Here is a 19,513-nt window from a genome sequence, read left to right on the forward strand (position 1 = left end):
AAATTCCTTTCAAATGCTTTTTCCCTATCATTATAGCAAAAAAAGCAGAAGATTTCTGCTTTTAAAACTAGTTCGTCTTAACTGGTTTTGATTGATTTATTTTTCTTCTTTTCATAGACAACTTTAAAAATATAAGCAACCACAAACCAAGCAAGCGATTCAATTATATAACCTAAATATTGAAGGAAGGTTTTATGATATGAGATCGCTACATGACCTGAACTTTTGATTTTTAGATAAATTTTTCCATCATTCAAAATTTTGTCCGCTAGCTTTGGTTTTCTTAAATTTTGATTTTTGTTTAATTCTTCCTGCTTATATGAACGATGAGCCATACTCGCTTCTGTACCAGATGCTCCTTCTGAATAATTAACGGTATATCCTTTATACCAGATGAGCGGAACCACCATACTGGTATTCCCTTTTGAAGAGTCACTCTCTACATCGAATTCAAGTAAATTATATTGAGTATTTACATTAGAAACTGACAGGCCCTTACCTAATTGAAATTCAGAAAAATGAGGATCACGAACACGCTGATTATCTACCTCTAGGTTATAATATTCGTCCCCGACAGGATTTACAAAGTTTGATTTTTTCCCTTTATAAGTTGACTTCAAAAGCTTATTGTCCTTTCGATTCACCACTCGCATCTGTTTATAGTATTTCGAACTCGTATGATAATTTGGAACCAAATTATTATAAAAGAAAGAAAGACTCAAACAACAGAGTATAAACGAAAGAATCCCATTCTTATTAACAAAAGCTAGAAAGAAAATAAAGAATAATGGTATAAAAAACAAGAGACGTCCTGAGTATTGAATACTTCCCATAAAACTGTACTTCAACAAGGACCTCCATGGAAGAAGACTCGTTGCCATAAAATACAGAAGCCAACAGACAAAAAAGCTCGACTTACTAAGCTTACTGATTCGACGATAAAAGATTAGAACTAGGAAAGTAAAGACAATCAAACCAGTTCGAATCATTTGATGAATTGGCCATTCTAATGGTGTAAATGGTTTATAAAAGCCAGAGCGATCTACTTGAAAAGGATAGGGTACTGAAAATGTATCTTTGACATTCACAGGGAAACTCCTTCCCATCCAAGAAAATAAAAATTTTTGAGATGATACTTGTTCTAAGTATTGGAAAATATAGCCTGCAGAAAGAAAGAGCGCAAATACAATTGAAAATACGAAAGACGCTAGCTTTTCGATTGTAATTTTCTTATAGTTAAGCAATAAAAAAATAAAGGAGGCAATAGCTAAAATGATAGTCGATAAAATATGGGTTTGAACCAATAGGGCTACAACAACTCCAAGATAAAGAGGATTCTTTTTATTCAAAAAGACTACTCTGTAGATAGCGTAAAATAGTATTGGAACTAAAGGCAAAACCATTGTCATTCCAAATCCAAACAAAGTATAGTAGCAAGGAAGGGTCAAGGCAACAGCCAAAGCTACTAGCTTGTTGTACATGATTTTAGCAATGACAATATAGCTGGATAAACAGGTACAAACCACAATCAGAAAGGCAAAGAGGAGATAGGAAAGATTTGCATCCTGACTTATCACGTAAACAATGGCTGACGGATAGAATTGCCAATTTCCATAAAACATAGGAGAAGCATATCCAGTCCCATATGAAAATAAGAAATTTAGATTTGGAAGTAGATCCCAATGACTAATTGATTCAGCTAATCCGACAATACGAGATAGATGAAAAGCATAATCATAGGACTGACTTTGAAATAAAATGACATTTTGAGAAACGACTGTAAAGAAAATAGAATACAGAACCAAAAATAGGTAAAAAAATGAATGACGGAATCCATTAAAAAAAATGTTTCCTCTGTCTACCACTTTATTTAGTCGTTTAGTAACATTCCACTGCAAAAGCTGATCAAGGATGGTATCAACTTTATCGTAAAGTGAATGGATCTTTAGCTTAATGGTTCCCTGTTTCCTAGAATAATTTTTCATTGTCACTTTTCTCTTTTATCACATAAACCGGACGTTTCTTGGTCTCCATGAAGATCTTACCAATGTATTTCCCTAGAATGCCAATTGTCAGCAATTGGAAACCACCCAGAAAAAGGATAACTGTCATTAAGGAAGGCCATCCAGAGGTTGGATCTCCAAATACCAGCGTTCGCACTACTATAAATACAACCATGATAAAAGCTAGGAACCAAGATAAAAGGCCACCTACAAAGGCAATATTTAGAGGAGCATCTGAAAAATTGACAATCCCTTCAATAGAGTATTTAAAGAGAGACCAGAAATTCCAAGATGTTTTCCCGGCCACGCGCTCCACATTCTTATACTCCAGATATTGAGTCTCAAAGCCGACCCAAGCAAAAATCCCCTTTGAAAAACGATTGTATTCGGATAACTCAAGGATAGCATCCACCATTGGACGACGCATCAAACGAAAATCACGCGCCCCGTCTACCATCTCTACCTGACTAATATGATTAATGAGTTTGTAAAACATTCGGGCAAAGAAAGAACGAATGGGTGGTTCTCCCTCACGTGTAACCCGTCTTGTTCCAACGCAATCCAATTCCACAACTTCATCCAATCGCTTCTTCATTTCAATGAGCAATTCTGGCGGGTCTTGAAGATCAACGTCCATAACAGTCACATAATTTCCTTTGGCATGTTGGAGCCCAGCATAGAGTGCTGCCTCCTTTCCAAAATTCCTTGAAAAAGAAATATAGTGGGCCTTAGGATTAACTAGATTGAGATCACGCAAAACGGATAGTGTATTGTCCGAAGATCCATCATTGATAAAAATATATTCAAATTCAGTACCCATAACTTCCCGAACTCTTTCCATCTCTGCATAAAATAAAGGGATGGATTCTTCTTCATTAAAACAGGGCACTACTACTGATATTGTCATAACACTCTCCTTGTATACTTCACCTTCTATTGTAACAAAAAACTAGGGTTTCCCCTAGTATTAACGTAAAAATTAGATTAATTCACCTATACAATAGCATATAATACTGAAATTGTATGAATCACCGTTAAAGCTAAAACGATTAAACTACTTTGAACAATAAATGTATCAGAAAATGTTTTTTCTTCTGACTCTTGTTTTTTAAAGATGCTACAAATGACAGGAAGCATCAACGCAACAACTCCTAAATAGTACCGACCTTGTACCCCCAGTACTTCAGCATTTCCAACTGGTGTCCAGGTTAAGTATAGTGTTAAAGAAATCAATCCTACAATCGCAAGAGATACTAAGCAAGCACCTACCACTGAAACTTTTGGTAACTTTATTTTTCCTACATTAGAAAACGTAATCAGCGTATAGAGAGAATAGATAGGGATTAGAACTTCTGACATAGATAGGTCCAACCAACCAAAAGTGTACAACTGGTTTAAATGGCTAACAGATAATAAAACTTCCTTCAAAACAACTGGAAGGTACAATTTAGGCTTAGTAAGAAGATTCATTAGTTGGTTCTTAACATCAGCCCCATCTAGTTTGAAATTTTCAATCCTCACTTGCTGAGATAAAACATACCAGAATATTGTAAATGCAAATACAAGGGCAATTAAAGCAATAGCCAATAGGTAATAATACCTACAATTTATTTTCTTCCTAGGAATAAACAATAATAAGCCAATCAATAAAACGTATGGTAATTTCATCGTCACCAGAAGAAGACACAAGGAAGTGAATAGCAATAAGTCTTTTAATTGAACAATCTTGTCTTCATTGCTTACAAAATTAATAAACAAAGAGACAATGATGTAAATCAAACCTAAGGAAACACTGTCTTGGTTATAAGAAGCTGCAAGTACAAGGTTCATTGGGAACAAGGCAACCATAGTCATTAGTTGCTTAGCCTTCCCACTCAATTTAATCGCTATAAAGGCGAGAATACAATAAGCAAAGACATTAAATATTCTTCCCAAGTAATAGGATACACCCACGCTTAGATGAAGAACTTTTCCTATTCCGTAACCGATTGCTTGTGGAAGATATCCTATAAACCAATATGAATTAGTTGCTCGATAATCCGTTTCTTTCCCGAATCCAACCTGTTTCGTTGTTTGCTCTTCATGAAATAAAGAGGATTTAGTAAAAGGGGCTTTAAAATTCTTATAGACATCAAAATAGTCTTCCGTAATATGAATATTTTTATTATCCATATTGACATCACCTTCGACAATATGAATCGTTCTAGCCAGATGGACCTGCTCGTCTGGTGTATTTAAAACGGGTGTGATGATAGCAAATGCCACTCCGCTTACAAGCATGGCTAAAAAAGTTCCAATATTTTTTTTAGGTAAGAAGAAGATTAATAGTGAAAAACTGATGGCACACAAAACACCAATTTTAGGAAAATCAATAAACCATTTTGTATAAATAATAGCGATGCAGGATGCTAAAGCAAGAAATGCAACGGCGTACTTTTTATTTCTCTCATAACTTTCGATAAGAAAATTCATCCTCTCCTCCTAATTATTTGTCTTCTGACTTTTCACATATTGATTCATTAACAAATCCGCAATCCATTTTGGCCAAAATTTTTCATACATCATCTGATCTTCAATCGTCCTAGTATTGTCAGAAATTGTCTTTGAGGTTTCCGATTCTTCATGGATCCTATGGCACATCAATTTCTCAGGTACATATACAAACTGGCCGGGGTACTGGTTGATCTTGTACCACGCATACCAATCCAAACTTACTCTCATTTTTTCATCAAATTGAAAATCTTTTAATGCACTTAAATTATAAGTAACTGCTGGACAGCAAATCGGATTTCCAAAAGCTAGAATCCTCTTCCTCCACCATTTCGAGGACGGGAAAACAGCCATAGTTCGTAACATTAAGGATTTAATCTTTAAATTAGCATTCGCTGGAATGACTGTCCCATTTTTCTCCTCAAAATAATCAGAAAATGCAATGCTCCATTGCTCCTTACCACCGATCTTATTTGCAATCTTTTCCAGATAGGTCGGTTCGTAATAATCATCCTGATGAGCAATAGTTGTATACTGACTTTCTACAAAAGAGAGGGCATTGTTCCAGTCTTTTCCGATTCCCCCTCCCACTTTATGGAAAAGTGGAATATTGTATTTTTTACACAAGTCCTCAATAGACGGAAGTAAGGTGGAGGTGTAACATATAATTTGAGATTTCACCGTTTGATTTTTGAGGGACAAAATACAATTTTCTAAATAATGGCTTTCGCCATAGGCACAAATTACCCAAGTATGTTGATCTTTAAAGGACATAATCCTTCCTTTCTAACCTTCTTGCAATCCAATAAGAGACAATACTCCCAATAAAATATACAACCATTACCAGTAAAAAACTAAGGGACGCTCCAAATAGACCACTTCTTTGTACAAATTGTAAATTTGTCAATTTAGAGGCAACAAACATTAATAAATAGACGGGTAATAGATAGGATTGACGTCTTAAAACAGTCATCACATCCCCAAATACAATTCCAATCGAATATAATATTCCAGAAAATACAAGAATAGCTAATGTTTCTTTATATCGGTTTAAATCTAACCCAAAAACAACACTCAAAATTGGAGTCCCAATAAAATAAGCAACTAGAGTCAAAACAAATCCAAGTCCTAAAATAATCACAAGTAATTTAACAATAATCCCATCAAACCTTTTATATTCTTTATCCTTCCAGAAGATGGCTAATTGCGTGGTTAAAGGTCTAAGAATTAAAATAAATAGACTCATAAAGAACACTGGCATGAAAAGAATATTGTAATCCCTTTGCGTACCCTCAATTAAGTGACCCAGCCGAATCTCCATATCTATTGCAATTCTTGGCTCATTGAAAATATAGGCTAGCAAAAAACCACTAATAAATAAGGGGATGCAATTTTTTAATATTGAACATGCATCAACTAAAAGACTCTTAAACTCTATAGAAGAAAAATCTATTCTCTCGAATGATCTTGCCTTCACAAAATCATATCCCATAACGAAAAGAAAATTAAGAACTACTAATAATGTTAAAGAGCTTACAAGGGACTTAGTAGTATAGAGCAAAATAAATAAGAAAATAGTACTGAAAGTGTACCGAATGGTCATAGACTTTCCAGCAATATCCAATCGTTCATGTTGTTGAAAAAGACCTTGAAATAGATCCGATATTGCTTCACACATACGAAATAGGACATAAAGAGCAATAATAGCAACCTTTTCCCTCTCGTTTAAGTCAATTTTAGAGATTGATAAATAGGGAAAAAATACTAGGACCATTAAGGTCAATGATATACACCTTGCTAAGAAATAACTGGTAAAACTATGTCTAAAAGAAACATCTGTTGCTTGATAACTACGAACCTGAAACATGCCAACAACTACCAAAATAGCCGCAATACCGTATGCCAGACTAAAAGAATCTGCTTCAATAGGAGAGGTTAATCTCGTCACAATTAAAGTAAATAAAACAGAGGATCCTGAGAAAGCTAAATTCCCAATTAAATTCCAAAGATAGATTTTTTCTGTTGAAACATTTTGATTACTCTTCATGGTTCTTATCCTGTAAAGCAATCTTTTGTGCTAGTTGTCTAATTTGAACGGCTTGTTTAGAGGTCAAACGAGTTAATGAAAAGTTCAAATAAACCAGTAAACAAAAACCTAAAAAGAAGACTAAATTACTTGGAACTTGGATCCCTATAAATTTAGATGCCCCTTCTATTACTCTCGGAAACCAGATTACTGGTAAAGAGAGTACACAGAGTAAGAGCCAAGAAATGACATTTTTCATCTCAACGACTTGTTTAACAACCAATCTAAGTATGTAAACAAGAAATGCAATAACAATAAGCGATAACCAAATATTTAACATCTTACTTCTTTTGGCCTCCAGTCATTCTTGCTAGTAGCATGGCCACTGTCACTTTAATCATATAATAGACTGATTTACTTAGGGTAATAGATGATTCACCATGTTCTCGCTCATTCATCAAGACTGGCACTTCAGTAACCGAGTAGCCTGACATCAAGAGAGAAACAATAGTCTCAGGTTCTGGATAATCACTTGGATATTGCTTAGCAAATTCCTCAATCACTTTCCTATCAACTACGCGCAAGCCTGAAGTTGGGTCAGTTACCTTCTGTCCCGTCAATAATTTAATCAATTTTTCAAAGAAGGTGATCCCGATTCGACGAAGGAAGGAGGATTGGAAACCTTGGTTTTCAATGAACCGTGATCCAATGACCATGTTGACCTTTCGTTCCTGAAGCACCCTCAACATATTTTTAATAAATTCCGGATTGTGTTGCCCGTCGCCATCTACTTGGACTGCATACTGGTATCCCTCTTGAACAGCGTATTGATAACCCGTTTGAACAGCACCACCAATTCCTAAATTGATGGGTAAATCAATGACATTAAAGTGATTCTTCTTACAAATCTCTAGAGTATGATCCGTTGAACAATCATTGATAATAACATAATCAAACTCCGGAGTATGATCTTCAATCATCTTGATTGTCTTTTCAATATTCCCACTTTCGTTGTAAGCAGGAATAATAATTAGCAATTCTGAAGTTCTCAATCCTTACAATTTCCCTTCTTAGTGTATCACTTCATTATACTATATTTAAGGCTTTTTTTCTAGTTCAGGATAGTGCTTAGAAGTACGCAAACTACTAAAAAATCATCTCTCCTACTTATTAGTAAAAAGACCATAACCGTTCTTCAAACGACGATTATGGTCTTGTACTCACTGTCCTTAACAGTACTAATTTTCTCTTTCTTTTAGTTGGATCATTCCCATTCCGACTAAAAGAACGATTCCTAATACACTTGAAGTGACTTCAAAGTTGGTGGTCATTCCAGTTTGCGGCAAATAAAGGCCTTCCTTACGAGTACTGCTTACTTGAGGGAGCTCTTCATCCACCGTCTCTGGTGTTTCTTGTTGGTAGTTGACAGCTAGTGGTGCCATCGTATCCTTCTTGCTAGACTTAACTGCTAATGAACCTGACTTGTATGGTGTATATTCCTTGTTTGGTGTCTGCTCCTTCTGATTCACGGATGGTACAAGGGGATCCAATGGATACTCTGGTAGGGGTTCTTCAACCAGTGGAAGGACCTGATAAGCCTCATCCTTTTCATTTGGAACATACCAAGCATAGCGAAGACTACTTTTTTGAACAGTTGGTATTTCTGCTACGATGGACCGTGTTTTCAAGCGATAGGAGTACGGATCATCCGTCCAGACATAGTTACTATCAAAGGTGGTAAAGACTAAGCCCAGTTTATGCCCCTTCTTAACCGTGTAAAGATTTGGTTGTAGATAGACGGTGTAGTTCCGAAACTCTCCTACCTTGGGATCGATGCTACTACCTGAGCTAGCGGAGGCATAGCCTGCATCAGGATTTGCTAGGTTGATCCAACCAGAAGAGATGACCTTATACTTGGTTTTAATGGTTCCAAATTGTTTGTTGGCAATATTTTTTAGATTGCTTCCCATCCAGTAGCCTGATTCAGAAAGCGTATTGAGAGGCATTTCTTGGTACTTGTAGCCAGCTTCATCATAGGTAATCTTATTGGAAGCGACATCAAATTCCTCATCGGAGAGATCGACCAGTTGCACATTGACTTGGTAGTCTTTGATCTCTTGATTGGTTAGCTTGGCTAAGGCAGCTTGGAAATGGACGGGAATATGCCCTTTAATAGTCACATCTTCGGTAGCCTCAGCTGCAAACAAAGCATTGGCAGTAGACGATTGCTTGGTGGTATGAGAATCCCGATTGGTCCAATCCATCCCTGCCCCATAGTAATCATTATTAATGGTTTCTTCCTCTCGTCTAGAAAGGGTCTTCAGTGTCAATTGATTGCTAGACTCCCAGCTAGAATAGTGTTCCCACTTAGATGGATCGTAGTTATTAGACACGGTTACTTCTGGTAAAGACTCTACCTGATTTTCTGCATCATATAGGTAGTGACTAAACCAAAGATTGAGAAGGTCACTAACACTTTGTTGGCCCTCTTTAATTCCGAAGCGTTTATTGACAGGATAAATATGATCCCCTTGATAAAGATAGAGTTTCACGGGCTGTCCAGCCTTTTTCAAGGTCTGATACATGAGGTCAAAGTGTTTGGTTCTGACATTATCATCATTTAGCCCATGCATGACTAGGGCACTGGCCTTGAATTTTTCTGGATGAAGGGTATAATCGCGATTTTTCCAGATGTCGCTATAATTATAGCCATGTTTATGTTGATCGCGATTCAACTGAGTAATGTAGCGGGCATAGTCCTCTTTAATCTTGCTCCAATCGGCTGGATCTAGAATCCGATTGGATACATAGACAGACAAATGAGACAAATCTCTATAAGGACCGACGTTAAAGGTCGTACCTTGACTGTTGTAATAATCATACCAACTTGCGATTCCAGCTGCAGGGACAATAGTCTTCAAGCCTTCGACTCCTGTCGCAGCCACCCCAAAAGTAGTGGTTCCTGCCCATGACAGGCCTGTCATACCGACTTTTCCATTTGACCAGTCTGCTTTAATAGCAATATTCGATGTCTTATCTGTATAAGCAACCCGTTTGCCATTTAGCCATTCAATGACACTCTTATAACCCGCTACTTCCAGGTCGCTTCCTGTTGTATTAATTCCCTCTGACTGATAGCTTCCCAATCCAGATGTGGTGACGACCGCATAGCCCCGAACCAAGAAATAGTTGTACCAGTTAATATTTTCATAATCGTAGCGAGTGAAGGTCGCATCACTCTCGTTTGGATTTTTATAGTACCAGTCTTTGGAATCCGCCTTTTTGGCATGTGATAAAGTCGTAGTAGAACCATTTTGACGACGAGGATCTACATAACGATAGAGTTTCTTGTTGTCAAACTCGCCCTCTTCTTTTAGGCCAATTTCGCCAAGGGTTTCCTTATTAGTCGTTCCTGCTACGTAAGGACTTGCCTCATAGATAGTAGAGGCTTTGAAATCCCCATTGGCAACAGCTTTCGGTAGTTGAACAAATGTTTTAATAAGATCTCTTTTACCATCTCCATCTGTATCATAGTCTGATTCGACATAGACCACAAATCGGACAATATCACTCTTTTCATTGGAATAGCCAGTTTCTACATCACCCGGAGTAAAAGGAAAAATAGGCTGAGTCTTTCCATTTAGGATTAGTGGTGCTTTCTTCTCTGCACGGTAGGCCTCTTTTAATTTCTTAGCGATTGAAATCATATGGTTTAGATTCTGGACAGGCCCATCCTTGCCTACCCCATCTGGAATCATCCCCAAGCTCTTTGCAAACTCAAGACGATCTTCAACCGTTGCACCCGTTTGATCCGGTTTGGCCTCTGCCCATTTGAGTAACTCAACTGCTGTTTCCCCTATACTTAGATTCTGATTTGCCACATGTGGGTTTTCAATCAGACTAGAAAGTTTTTCAGGCGTTTCTGATACCGATAAAGGTTTCGGTAACCCTCCTAAAGTATCGTCAGTTTCAGTTAGCTTGCTAGCGTCCACCTCCACTGGGCGCTCCTTCTCAGCATCTACTTCCTCTACTGACTCAAGGCTTGTAGCTTCATACTGGGCATTGATCTGAGGATTTTCTGTAGAAACAAGTTCTGGCAAACCGACTAGTTCAGTATCTGCTCCAGTAGACTTTTCGGAGACTTCATCAGCCCGAACCTGAGTGGCTATTACTATAGGTGAGAGCAATAAAGCAGACAAGATAATAGACAACTTCTTTTTCCTCATAATAAAACTCCTTTAAGTTTCTATAGTTTGAAATAAGGAAGACCTTTCAAATATAATGACAGCGTTTACATTCCCATTGTAATCCCTCCACACTTTATAGTCAAATCAAATAAATAAGTATCATATAAATATAATCTTTCTGAAAGTTGAAATAATTGAAAGGACCTATGATAAATATTTTATTGTTTTCAAACCCTCTTTTCACACAAAAAAGCAAGTTTCAATCCGGTTTTTTTCCAGTAGAAACTTGCTTTAACTTTTATAGAATTTTATCCTACTTGCGATACATCTTCACTTGTAGGTAGAGATCGTTATAGACGCCCAACCACTTCTTGCCAAGTTGTTCGTAGACTTCTAAATTCTTTAGCGTGTCATCACTTGGGTAGAAGGCCTGGTCTTCTTGGATCTCTTCTGGTAGCATCTTCTTAGCTTCTTTGTTCGGTGTGGAATAACCGACATAGAGCGCATTCTTATATGCATTTTCTGGACGAAGCATAAAGTTGATAAAGGCATATGCTGCTTCTTTATTCTTCACCGTCTTTGGAATGACAATATTATCAAACCAAAGGTTGCTGGCTTCTGATGGGACCACATAACGAAGGTCTTCATTAGCGTCTAGCATTTGACTGGCTTCACCGGAGAAGGTTACCCCAATAGCCGCATTGTTCTGGATCATGTAGCCTTTCATTTCATCGGCTACAAGGGCCTTGATATTGGGCATCAAGGTATAGAGCTTATCAACAGACTCTTGTAATTGCTGAGGATCCTTGGAATTGAGACTATAGCCTAAGCTATTGAGTCCAATCCCCATAACCTCACGCGCCCCATCGTACATCATGATGTCATTCTTGTACTCTGGTCTCCATAGATCCGCCCAGTGCTCAGGAGCCTTATCAACCATCTTGCTATTGTAGATGATGCCAAGAGTCCCCCAGAAATAAGGAACTGAATACTGATTGTCCGGATCAAAATCCAAGTCCAAGAAACGTGGGTCGATATTGTCTAAGCCTTTCAGTTTGGACTTATCCAACTTTTCAAGCAGGTTTTCGTCCATCATCTTAGCGATCATGTATTCACTTGGGATAGCAATATCGTATGCCGTTCCCCCTTGCTTGATCTTAGTATACATGGCTTCATTAGAATCAAAGGTATTGTATTGGACTTGAACACCTGTTTCTTTGGTAAATTCCTTGAGCAATTCTGGATCAATATAGTCTCCCCAGTTGTAGATGACCAGCTTGTCACTGTCTTTTGGATTGGTCTTGGCTTCAAGACGGGCACTTAGCCCCGCTAACACGAGGATTACAACGACAATCCCTAGCAAGAATGAATAGAGTTTTTTCATACTGTCTCCTCCTTCTCTCTAGTGATGAAGTAATAGCCGACCACCAGTAAGATACTGAAGAGGAAGACCAGGGCAGAAAGGGCATTGATATTTAATGAAATCCCTTGGCGAGCACGTGAGTAAATCTCAACAGACAAGGTCGTAAAACCATTTCCTGTGACAAAGAAGGTCACCGCAAAGTCATCCAAGGAATAGGTAAAGGCCATGAAATAACCAGCGATAATGGCAGGTGTCAAATAAGGAAGCATGATTTCCTTCAACATCTGCACCTGATTAGCTCCTAGATCATAGGCTGCATTGACCATATCACGGTTCATTTCTTTCAAGCGTGGCAAGACCATCAAGACTACGATTGGAATCGAGAAGGCCACGTGACTCATCAAGACAGAGGCAAAGCCAAGCTGGAACTTAATCGTCGTAAAGAGGATCAGGAAGCTAGCCCCAATCATAACGTCAGGTGCCACCATGAGGATGTTATTGACGGACAAAAACGGTCCTTCAAACTTCTTCTTAGATTGGTAGATATAGATCGCCCCAAAGGTCCCAATAATGGTCGCAATCAAGGCTGACAAGAAGGCCAAAAGGAAGGTCTGTGAGAGGATCAACATGAGACGCGTATCCTCAAAGAGACTTTGGAAATGCTCCAAGGTAAAGCCTGTAAAAGCATTCATATCCCCGCCAGCATTAAAGGCATAGGCAATCAAGTAGAAGATTGGTAGATAAAGGAGCAGGAAAATCAATCCTAAATAGATACGTGAAATCTTTTTCATCGTTCACTCCTTTCTCTCGTTCCCCACATGACTAAGAGCATAGCAAGGATCAAGACCACTCCAATGGTCGAACCCATTCCCCAGTTTTGCGTTGTGAGGAAATGTTGCTCGATGGCAGTCCCCAGCGTAATCACTCGGTTTCCTCCGATCAAACGCGTCAACATGAAGAGACTCAAACTTGGAATAAAGACCGATTGGACACCAGAACGAACCCCATTCATAGACAGCGGGAAGACAACCCGACGGAAGGTATCCCACTTATTAGCTCCTAGATCATAGCTAGCATTGATGAGATTTGGATCCAAATCATCTAAGACATTGAAGATAGGAAGGATCATAAAGGGCAACTCAATGTAACTAGCGACAAAAATGAAAGAAAAGTCCGTAAAGAGGATCTGTTGAGGACCAATCCCAATAAAGCTCAAGAATTGGTTAATAGATCCCCCTTGACCAAAGATCCCGATAAAGGCATAAGCCTTGAGCAGGAGGTTGACCCAGGTCGGAAGGACGATCAGCATGAGCCAGAGTTGACGATGCTTGAGTTGGGTCAAAAAATAAGCTGTCGGGTAAGAAATCAAAAGCGTTACAAAGGTAACGATCCCAGCGTAGAGAATGGAGTTAAAACTCATCTTCAAATAAGTCCAATTCTGCGCTGTAAAAAAGGTTTGATAATTCTCTAAGGAACCCTGCCCCTGGACATTGACAAAGGATTGCCAAATGATCAAGGCTACAGGAGCCAAGACAAAGAGGAGAATCCAGAGAAAGTAGGGGACCACAAAGAGGTTAGAGGTTGTTTTCTTCATCTCTTTCCTCCTCGATGGCATTGATCAATCCAGCTTCTTGCTCTTCCACTTCTACGTATTCTTCGATCCGAGCATCAAACTCTTCTTCCGTTTCATTGAGACGCATGACGTGGATGTCTTCAGGCTCAAAGTCCAGACCGATTTCCTCACCCACGATAGCCTTACGCGTCGAGTGAATCATCCACTCATTGCCTAATTCATCATAAGCAATGATTTCATAGTGAACGCCACGGAAAAGTTGCGTATCCACCTTCACCTGCAGCTTGCCTTCTTCAGGCAGTGTAATCTGCAAGTCTTCGGGACGAATCACGACTTCGACCGGTTCGTTTGGCCTCATCCCTCCATCGACCGACTCAAAGCGTTTGCCGTTGAATTCTACTAGGTAGTCTTCGATCATGATCCCTGGAAGGATGTTGGACTCACCGATAAAGGTCGCAACAAAATGGTTGATGGGCTCATCGTAGATATCAACTGGTGTCCCTGACTGGACAATTTCTCCTTCGTTCATGACGAAGATCCAGTCACTCATCGCTAGCGCTTCTTCCTGGTCATGGGTTACAAAAACAAAGGTAATGCCCAGGCGTTGTTGCAATTCACGGAGCTCATACTGCATGTCTGTCCGCAACTTCAAATCGAGAGCAGACAAGGGCTCATCCAAAAGGACCACTCGCGGTTCATTGATAATCGCCCGTGCAATGGCTACCCGCTGGCGTTGTCCACCAGAAAGTTTCTGGATGGAACGTTTCTCAAAGCCTCCCAATTGCACCATCTTAAGGACTTCTGTCACTCGTCTCTCGATTTCAGCCTTGTCTACCTTCTTCAAACGAAGGGGGAAGGCAACATTCTCATACACATTCATGTGTGGGAAAAGGGCATAGGATTGGAAGACGGTATGGACGTCCCGTTTGTTAGTCGGCACATCATTGATCCGAACACCATCCAAGAGGACATCCCCTGTTGAAGCGTCTAACAAACCGGCAATGATATTCAGAATCGTTGATTTACCAGATCCTGAAGCACCGAGGAGGGTATAAAATTTCCCTTCTTCCAACTCAAAGTTGATATCTTTGAGAACCACTGTATCGCTGTCTTCAAATACTTTTGAGACATTTCTAAACTCAATAATTGGTTTTTTCAATTCACATAAATTCCTTCTTTTTCATGCGTTTCCTTCTGAGACCAACCAACTAGTCTCATAGGCTGACGAGCGGACCCGTCAGACCACCAACACCTCTCGGGGACTTATAAGACTGCCCCACCTATTTTCGGTATCGATAGGCACTCACCCCCCTTCTAAAGTAGGAAAGGTCTACCCTAGAGTAGCCCTTATTCCATCTCGAACCCTTAATCTTTCCCAATAATACGGACTTCGCGCTCCAAGGTCACACCAGCTGATTTTTCAACTGTCGCGATGACATGAGCGATTAAGTCTTCATAATCTTTGGCAGTACCATGATCGACATTGATCATAAAGCCAGCATGCTTTTCAGAAACCTCTACACCACCAATCCGGTGTCCCTTCAGTCCTGCTTCACTAATCAATTGACCAGCAAAGTGACCAACTGGCCGTTTAAAGACCGAACCACAAGACGGGTATTCGAGAGGTTGTTTCAGTTCTCGCAAATGTGTCAAGCGAGCCATTTCTTGATTGATCTGATCATAATTACCTGGAGCTAAGGCAAACTTAGCAGCAATCACCACATCTCCTGTCTCTTGGATCTTGGAATGACGATAGCCAAAGGCTAATTCTTCTGCTGTTAAGGTTTTAATATCTCCTTCTGACGTCAAGACCTTACACGATTGGAGAATGTGGGCAATCTCACCACCATAGGCACCAGCGTTCATATAAACAGCTCCACCAATGCTACCTGGAATCCCACAAGCAAATTCAAAGCCTGTTAAGCTATGATAGCGCGCCACATGGGTCACATCGATCAGCTTAGCTCCTGCCTCTGCTTCAATGACGTAACCATTAACCTTGATATCACGGAAATGGTCAAACATGATAACAAAGCCGTCAATTCCACCATCACGGACGATGATGTTAGACGAATTCCCCAAAACCATCCATGGAATCTCATGAGCATTGGCAAAAGTGACAATTCGTTTTAATTCATATTGATTGCGAGGGAAAGCTAAATATTCTGCGGCCCCTCCCACCTTGGTATAGGTATATTGCTTGAGTGGCTCATTGAACAAAACCTCAATGCCATCTAAGTCTTCTTTTAATAATTCTAGGATTTCCATCTCGCTACTCTTTCTTTACATTATCTCATCCATTATATCAAAAAGCGACCTATTTTTCGACTAGGAAGTCAAAAACGGAACCAGCTTTTAACTGATTCCGAATATTATCTATTAAATTGTGTTTTCAAGAGGGAAGTCTTAGGCAATCTTACGAACGAGTCCTCTAGTCTTTTGTACTGACATCGCTGAACTAATAGCAACCCCAGCCCCAATACCTGTGAAACCTAGCAACATGAAGAAATTAAAGAAATAATTTTCCGGAACATCACCAGCTAAGGCAGCTTCATTAATGAGAGCAAAGGCATCCGTAAAATCATAGCCCAACTGCTTCACAATTTCGAAAGCATAGTCGAATTGGTGAACAAGAACGATGGCAAGAAGCATAAAGACTACCGAAATCAAAGCCCCCTTCTTGGTGAACTTTCTCCCTAGCAATTCATACCCCTTAACAATGCAGACTCCAAGGACAAAACCAGAAATATAAGACACATAGCCTAAACGCGCAATCACTAAAGCAACTGCTCCACCGAGAATAGCCCCCAAAAAGGCTCCTACGATTCCCATGACGACATTTTCTTTCTGACTCTTATAAGAATCTGCTTCAAGTTTTTGTTGAGCTGCTACTTGTTGGAAACTATCCTCATTCATGATAAAGAGTGAATCATCAATCTGGTAAAGACCGACTTCTCCAGCTTGACCTGTGAACCCACAAATATTATGGAAATCTTTTGTTTGAAGCAATTGAGCAATATCAGTCACAGCCTGTTGAATATTTTCACTCATTTTTTTCTTGGTCATACCAGTTTTAACCAAGTACGTCGTTGTATATTGGTTTCGTTCGATACTTTTAAGAACAGAAGAATCAGAAACCAATTGTTGCAATTCACTTGCACCATAGTCTTCATCATCACGGCTAACAGAAATCGTAATACGAAAAACATTTTTATCCGTTTCCTGGATCAAGAAAAAGTAGCCGGAATTTTCTCCAAAAATAACTGAAGTTTCTGGGTCAAATTGCAAACCAAGTTCTGTAGCCAGTTGGTGACGTTCAAAATCTTTCATTGTATACTCCCTCTTTTGTCTATCAATGGACCAAAAACATTATTTTTATCCTAAAATAATTTGACAGACCAATAATTTTTAACACCATTATTTTATCATAGAATCCAAAAATTAGATAGACCCTAAAGGCCTATCTAATCATTTTTTTTGATCTAAAATACGCTTGGCTTAGTCCTTAACCGAAACACCTCTCGTATCTACGCTTAAGACAAAGACTTGACCATTTAAGCCCTTAGACTCCAAGTCTTTAGCAAATGCTTCTGCATGATCAACTGGGAGCAAGGTCATAATAGTTGGACCTGCACCGGAGAGATAAGTTGCATAGGCCTCATGTTGATGCGCTACTTCCTTTACCTCAGGAAACTCCGCAACTAATTGTTGACGGTAGCGTTCATGGAAGCGGTCAGACTCAATGGCTTGACCAGCTGTCCTCAAATCTCCCTTGGCAAGAGCCGCAATAGCCACATTCGCAATCGCACTGGCAGCAACTGCTTCTTTGTAGGTCCACTCTTTTGGAAGGACATTCCGGCTATCACTGGTCTTTAGTTCGTAATTCGGAACAAAGGCAACCAGAGCACATTCAGGAAATGGAAGAACCAAATGATTGGTTTGCTGATCCACATAACTAGCAACCACAAGATTCCCAAAAATGGCTGGAGCTACGTTGTCGGGATGCCCTTCAATTTTAGTGGCGATCTCCAGTTTATCGTGGTCTGAAAGGGATAAGTTGCCCAACTGGTTGGCTAGCTCAATACCGGCTACAATGACAGAGCTAGATGATCCTAAGCCACGTGCTAGAGGGACCTCACTGATCATTTTAAGATGATGGGGAGGGAGATCTGGTGCTAGTTGAAGCGCCGTTTTAAGTAAGAGATTCTCCTCATTCGTAGGAATTTCTTCTCCAAGGTCATGGTCGATTAGCCAACTCGCTCGAGGCTCCAATACCTCAATGATCAAATACTTAGAAACAGCGATTCCAACAGAATCAAATCCTGGACCGACATTGGCACTGGTCGCTGGTACTGTAATTCTCATCTTATTCTCCCAATACTTTAAAGGTATTCAACAAGGTAAAGTCTGCTTCTTCATCAATTTTTTCAATGATGTGTTGCAGTTGCGTTTGATTCAATTGGTGAGTAATAATGACAACTCTTGCCACAGAATCTTTGGCACCTTCTTGGAGGACTTGCTTAAAGGAAACATCTTCTTGATTGAAAATTTGTGCCAACTTCAGCAATTGTCCCTTCATGTCTGGTGTTTGAATCGAGAAGTAGTAATCACTCTTCACATCTTCTGGTTTAGCCAATTGAACAGGACGGCTGTATTCGTTAAAGGATTTACCAATCGTCCCCTCATTGAGGCGACGAACAATCCGGATAATATCTGCTACTACGCTAGTGGCTGTAGGTTTTTGACCAGCACCAGGTCCATAGTACATGGACTCTCCAATCCCAATAGACTCCACATAGACAGCATTCATGACACCATTAACTCCAGCTAGTGGATGAGCTTTTGGCAAGAAAGTTGGAGTTACTTCTACTACAAGGCCGGAAGGAGTCTCTTCAATAGAACCGACCAATTTAATCACATAGCCCAAACTTTGAGCCACAGCAACATCTTGAGGAGTAATCTTACGAATGCCCTTATGACCGACTTGGTCAAATTGTACATCCATTCCGAAGGCAAACTGGCTGAGAATAACCATCTTGTATGCCGCATCAATTCCATCTACATCATTAGTCGGATCACTTTCCGCATAGCCTAACTCTTGTGCCTTAGCTAAGGCATCCTCATAAGACCAACCTTCTTCGACCATCTTGGTCATCATGAAATTAGATGTTCCGTTCACCACACCGAGGACACGAGTGACCTTATCTGCAGCAAGAGAGTTGACCAAGGTACGAAGGATTGGAATTCCCCCAGCTACTGCTGCTTCATAATAGAGGGCAACACCATGTTCTTTGGCTATTGCAATCAACTCAGCCCCATGAACGGCAAGCAAATCTTTATTAGCAGTTACGACATGTTTTCCAGCTTGAAGAGCACGTGTAATAAAAGTCTTAGCAGGTTCGATCCGCCCCATCAATTCAACCACGATGGCAATATCTGAATCTTCCAAGATCTCATCTACATTAGTCACAAAATCAAAATCATTGCCAGCTGCTAATAAGCGGTCTTTCTCCGCATCATCTTTGACAAGTACTTTAGCCACTTCAATCTCAGACTGAGCTGATTGAAGAATCTTCTCTTTATTTTCCTTCAACAAAAACGGCACTCCACTCGCAACAGTTCCAAATCCTAATAAAGCAATTTTTACAGACATTTTCGTCTCCTTGAATTTCAAAATATAGCTCCATTATATCAAAAAAATGCAGTATCTGGCCACTTCTATGACTATTTAGGATAGAATCTTCTTTATTTTCAAAAAACAATAGGACTAGCTCATCTATCAATGACTTTTTATGGTTTTTCATTATAGAAAATACGATAGGGATTTTTGTCCCTATCGTATCAAATAAGTTATTCACTATACTCAATCAG

16 protein-coding genes are annotated in these 19,513 nt (G+C 39.5%); all 16 read right to left on the minus strand.

Going from position 1 to position 19,513, the window contains the following annotated elements; all coding sequences use genetic code 11:
• Positions 1 to 77 precede the first annotated feature (77 nt).
• The 16 genes from E5S68_RS04190 to E5S68_RS04265 all read right to left on the minus strand — a co-directional run bounded on the left by E5S68_RS04190 (position 78) and on the right by E5S68_RS04265 (position 19,295).
• Positions 78 to 1,985, minus strand: a complete 1,908-nt coding sequence (locus tag E5S68_RS04190; protein ID WP_135782472.1) for a putative glycosyltransferase family protein — start codon at positions 1,983 to 1,985, stop codon at positions 78 to 80.
• Positions 1,969 to 2,910: a glycosyltransferase family 2 protein gene (locus E5S68_RS04195; RefSeq protein WP_135782473.1), complete on the minus strand. Its 942-nt coding sequence runs from the start codon at positions 2,908 to 2,910 to the stop codon at positions 1,969 to 1,971. The genes E5S68_RS04190 and E5S68_RS04195 overlap by 17 nt, the downstream gene beginning before the upstream one ends.
• A gap of 86 nt (positions 2,911 to 2,996) precedes the next feature.
• The gene (locus tag E5S68_RS04200) at positions 2,997 to 4,475 is read right to left on the minus strand and encodes a DUF2142 domain-containing protein (RefSeq protein WP_135782474.1); all 1,479 of its coding nucleotides are present in this window, start codon (positions 4,473 to 4,475) and stop codon (positions 2,997 to 2,999) included.
• A 9-nt stretch (positions 4,476 to 4,484) separates the two neighbouring features.
• On the minus strand, positions 4,485 to 5,267 hold the full coding sequence (locus E5S68_RS04205; protein WP_135782475.1) for a glycosyltransferase family 2 protein: 783 nt from the start codon (positions 5,265 to 5,267) through the stop codon (positions 4,485 to 4,487).
• Positions 5,257 to 6,540 (minus strand): lipopolysaccharide biosynthesis protein, encoded by a 1,284-nt coding sequence (locus tag E5S68_RS04210; RefSeq protein ID WP_135782476.1) that lies wholly within the window; start codon positions 6,538 to 6,540, stop codon positions 5,257 to 5,259. Before E5S68_RS04210 ends, E5S68_RS04205 begins: the two co-directional genes overlap by 11 nt.
• Positions 6,530 to 6,859: a DUF2304 domain-containing protein gene (locus E5S68_RS04215; RefSeq protein WP_135782477.1), complete on the minus strand. Its 330-nt coding sequence runs from the start codon at positions 6,857 to 6,859 to the stop codon at positions 6,530 to 6,532. Before E5S68_RS04215 ends, E5S68_RS04210 begins: the two co-directional genes overlap by 11 nt.
• Before the next feature lies 1 nt (position 6,860).
• Positions 6,861 to 7,571: a glycosyltransferase family 2 protein gene (locus tag E5S68_RS04220; protein ID WP_135782478.1), complete on the minus strand. Its 711-nt coding sequence runs from the start codon at positions 7,569 to 7,571 to the stop codon at positions 6,861 to 6,863.
• Between the two features lie 186 nt (positions 7,572 to 7,757).
• Positions 7,758 to 10,745 carry a CocE/NonD family hydrolase gene (locus E5S68_RS04225; protein WP_135782479.1) on the minus strand — a complete coding sequence of 996 codons (2,988 nt, stop codon included), beginning with the start codon at positions 10,743 to 10,745 and terminating at the stop codon, positions 7,758 to 7,760.
• A gap of 274 nt (positions 10,746 to 11,019) precedes the next feature.
• Positions 11,020 to 12,090: an ABC transporter substrate-binding protein gene (locus E5S68_RS04230; RefSeq protein WP_135782480.1), complete on the minus strand. Its 1,071-nt coding sequence runs from the start codon at positions 12,088 to 12,090 to the stop codon at positions 11,020 to 11,022.
• Positions 12,087 to 12,860: an ABC transporter permease gene (locus E5S68_RS04235; protein WP_135782481.1), complete on the minus strand. Its 774-nt coding sequence runs from the start codon at positions 12,858 to 12,860 to the stop codon at positions 12,087 to 12,089. Before E5S68_RS04235 ends, E5S68_RS04230 begins: the two co-directional genes overlap by 4 nt.
• A complete protein-coding gene (locus E5S68_RS04240) occupies positions 12,857 to 13,663 on the minus strand; it encodes an ABC transporter permease (protein WP_135782482.1) in 807 nt (268 codons plus the stop codon). The genes E5S68_RS04235 and E5S68_RS04240 overlap by 4 nt, the downstream gene beginning before the upstream one ends.
• A complete protein-coding gene (locus E5S68_RS04245) occupies positions 13,644 to 14,801 on the minus strand; it encodes an ABC transporter ATP-binding protein (RefSeq protein ID WP_135782483.1) in 1,158 nt (385 codons plus the stop codon). Before E5S68_RS04245 ends, E5S68_RS04240 begins: the two co-directional genes overlap by 20 nt.
• 206 nt (positions 14,802 to 15,007) lie before the next feature.
• On the minus strand, positions 15,008 to 15,910 hold the full coding sequence (gene murB, locus E5S68_RS04250) for a UDP-N-acetylmuramate dehydrogenase (RefSeq protein ID WP_135782484.1): 903 nt from the start codon (positions 15,908 to 15,910) through the stop codon (positions 15,008 to 15,010).
• A gap of 138 nt (positions 15,911 to 16,048) precedes the next feature.
• Positions 16,049 to 16,972, minus strand: a complete 924-nt coding sequence (locus E5S68_RS04255; protein ID WP_135782485.1) for a hypothetical protein — start codon at positions 16,970 to 16,972, stop codon at positions 16,049 to 16,051.
• A 168-nt stretch (positions 16,973 to 17,140) separates the two neighbouring features.
• Positions 17,141 to 18,007, minus strand: a complete 867-nt coding sequence (gene thrB / locus E5S68_RS04260; RefSeq protein WP_135782486.1) for a homoserine kinase — start codon at positions 18,005 to 18,007, stop codon at positions 17,141 to 17,143.
• 1 nt (position 18,008) lies between these two features.
• Positions 18,009 to 19,295: a homoserine dehydrogenase gene (locus E5S68_RS04265; protein ID WP_135782487.1), complete on the minus strand. Its 1,287-nt coding sequence runs from the start codon at positions 19,293 to 19,295 to the stop codon at positions 18,009 to 18,011.
• Positions 19,296 to 19,513: the final 218 nt, after the last annotated feature.

Source organism: Streptococcus rubneri (genome assembly GCF_004785935.1).
Taxonomy (GTDB): domain Bacteria; phylum Bacillota; class Bacilli; order Lactobacillales; family Streptococcaceae; genus Streptococcus; species Streptococcus rubneri.

Coding starts and splice junctions, on each gene's coding strand:
- E5S68_RS04265 (WP_135782487.1), bottom strand. CDS start 19,295: ATGTCTGTAAAAATTGCTTTATTAGGATTTGGAACTGTTGCGAGTGGA.
- E5S68_RS04235 (WP_135782481.1), bottom strand. CDS start 12,860: ATGAAAAAGATTTCACGTATCTATTTAGGATTGATTTTCCTGCTCCTT.
- murB (WP_135782484.1), bottom strand. CDS start 15,910: ATGGAAATCCTAGAATTATTAAAAGAAGACTTAGATGGCATTGAGGTT.
- E5S68_RS04230 (WP_135782480.1), bottom strand. CDS start 12,090: ATGAAAAAACTCTATTCATTCTTGCTAGGGATTGTCGTTGTAATCCTC.
- E5S68_RS04195 (WP_135782473.1), bottom strand. CDS start 2,910: ATGACAATATCAGTAGTAGTGCCCTGTTTTAATGAAGAAGAATCCATC.
- E5S68_RS04200 (WP_135782474.1), bottom strand. CDS start 4,475: ATGAATTTTCTTATCGAAAGTTATGAGAGAAATAAAAAGTACGCCGTT.
- E5S68_RS04240 (WP_135782482.1), bottom strand. CDS start 13,663: ATGAAGAAAACAACCTCTAACCTCTTTGTGGTCCCCTACTTTCTCTGG.
- thrB (WP_135782486.1), bottom strand. CDS start 18,007: ATGAGAATTACAGTACCAGCGACCAGTGCCAATGTCGGTCCAGGATTT.
- E5S68_RS04215 (WP_135782477.1), bottom strand. CDS start 6,859: ATGTTAAATATTTGGTTATCGCTTATTGTTATTGCATTTCTTGTTTAC.
- E5S68_RS04255 (WP_135782485.1), bottom strand. CDS start 16,972: ATGAAAGATTTTGAACGTCACCAACTGGCTACAGAACTTGGTTTGCAA.
- E5S68_RS04210 (WP_135782476.1), bottom strand. CDS start 6,540: ATGAAGAGTAATCAAAATGTTTCAACAGAAAAAATCTATCTTTGGAAT.
- E5S68_RS04225 (WP_135782479.1), bottom strand. CDS start 10,745: ATGAGGAAAAAGAAGTTGTCTATTATCTTGTCTGCTTTATTGCTCTCA.
- E5S68_RS04205 (WP_135782475.1), bottom strand. CDS start 5,267: ATGTCCTTTAAAGATCAACATACTTGGGTAATTTGTGCCTATGGCGAA.
- E5S68_RS04190 (WP_135782472.1), bottom strand. CDS start 1,985: ATGAAAAATTATTCTAGGAAACAGGGAACCATTAAGCTAAAGATCCAT.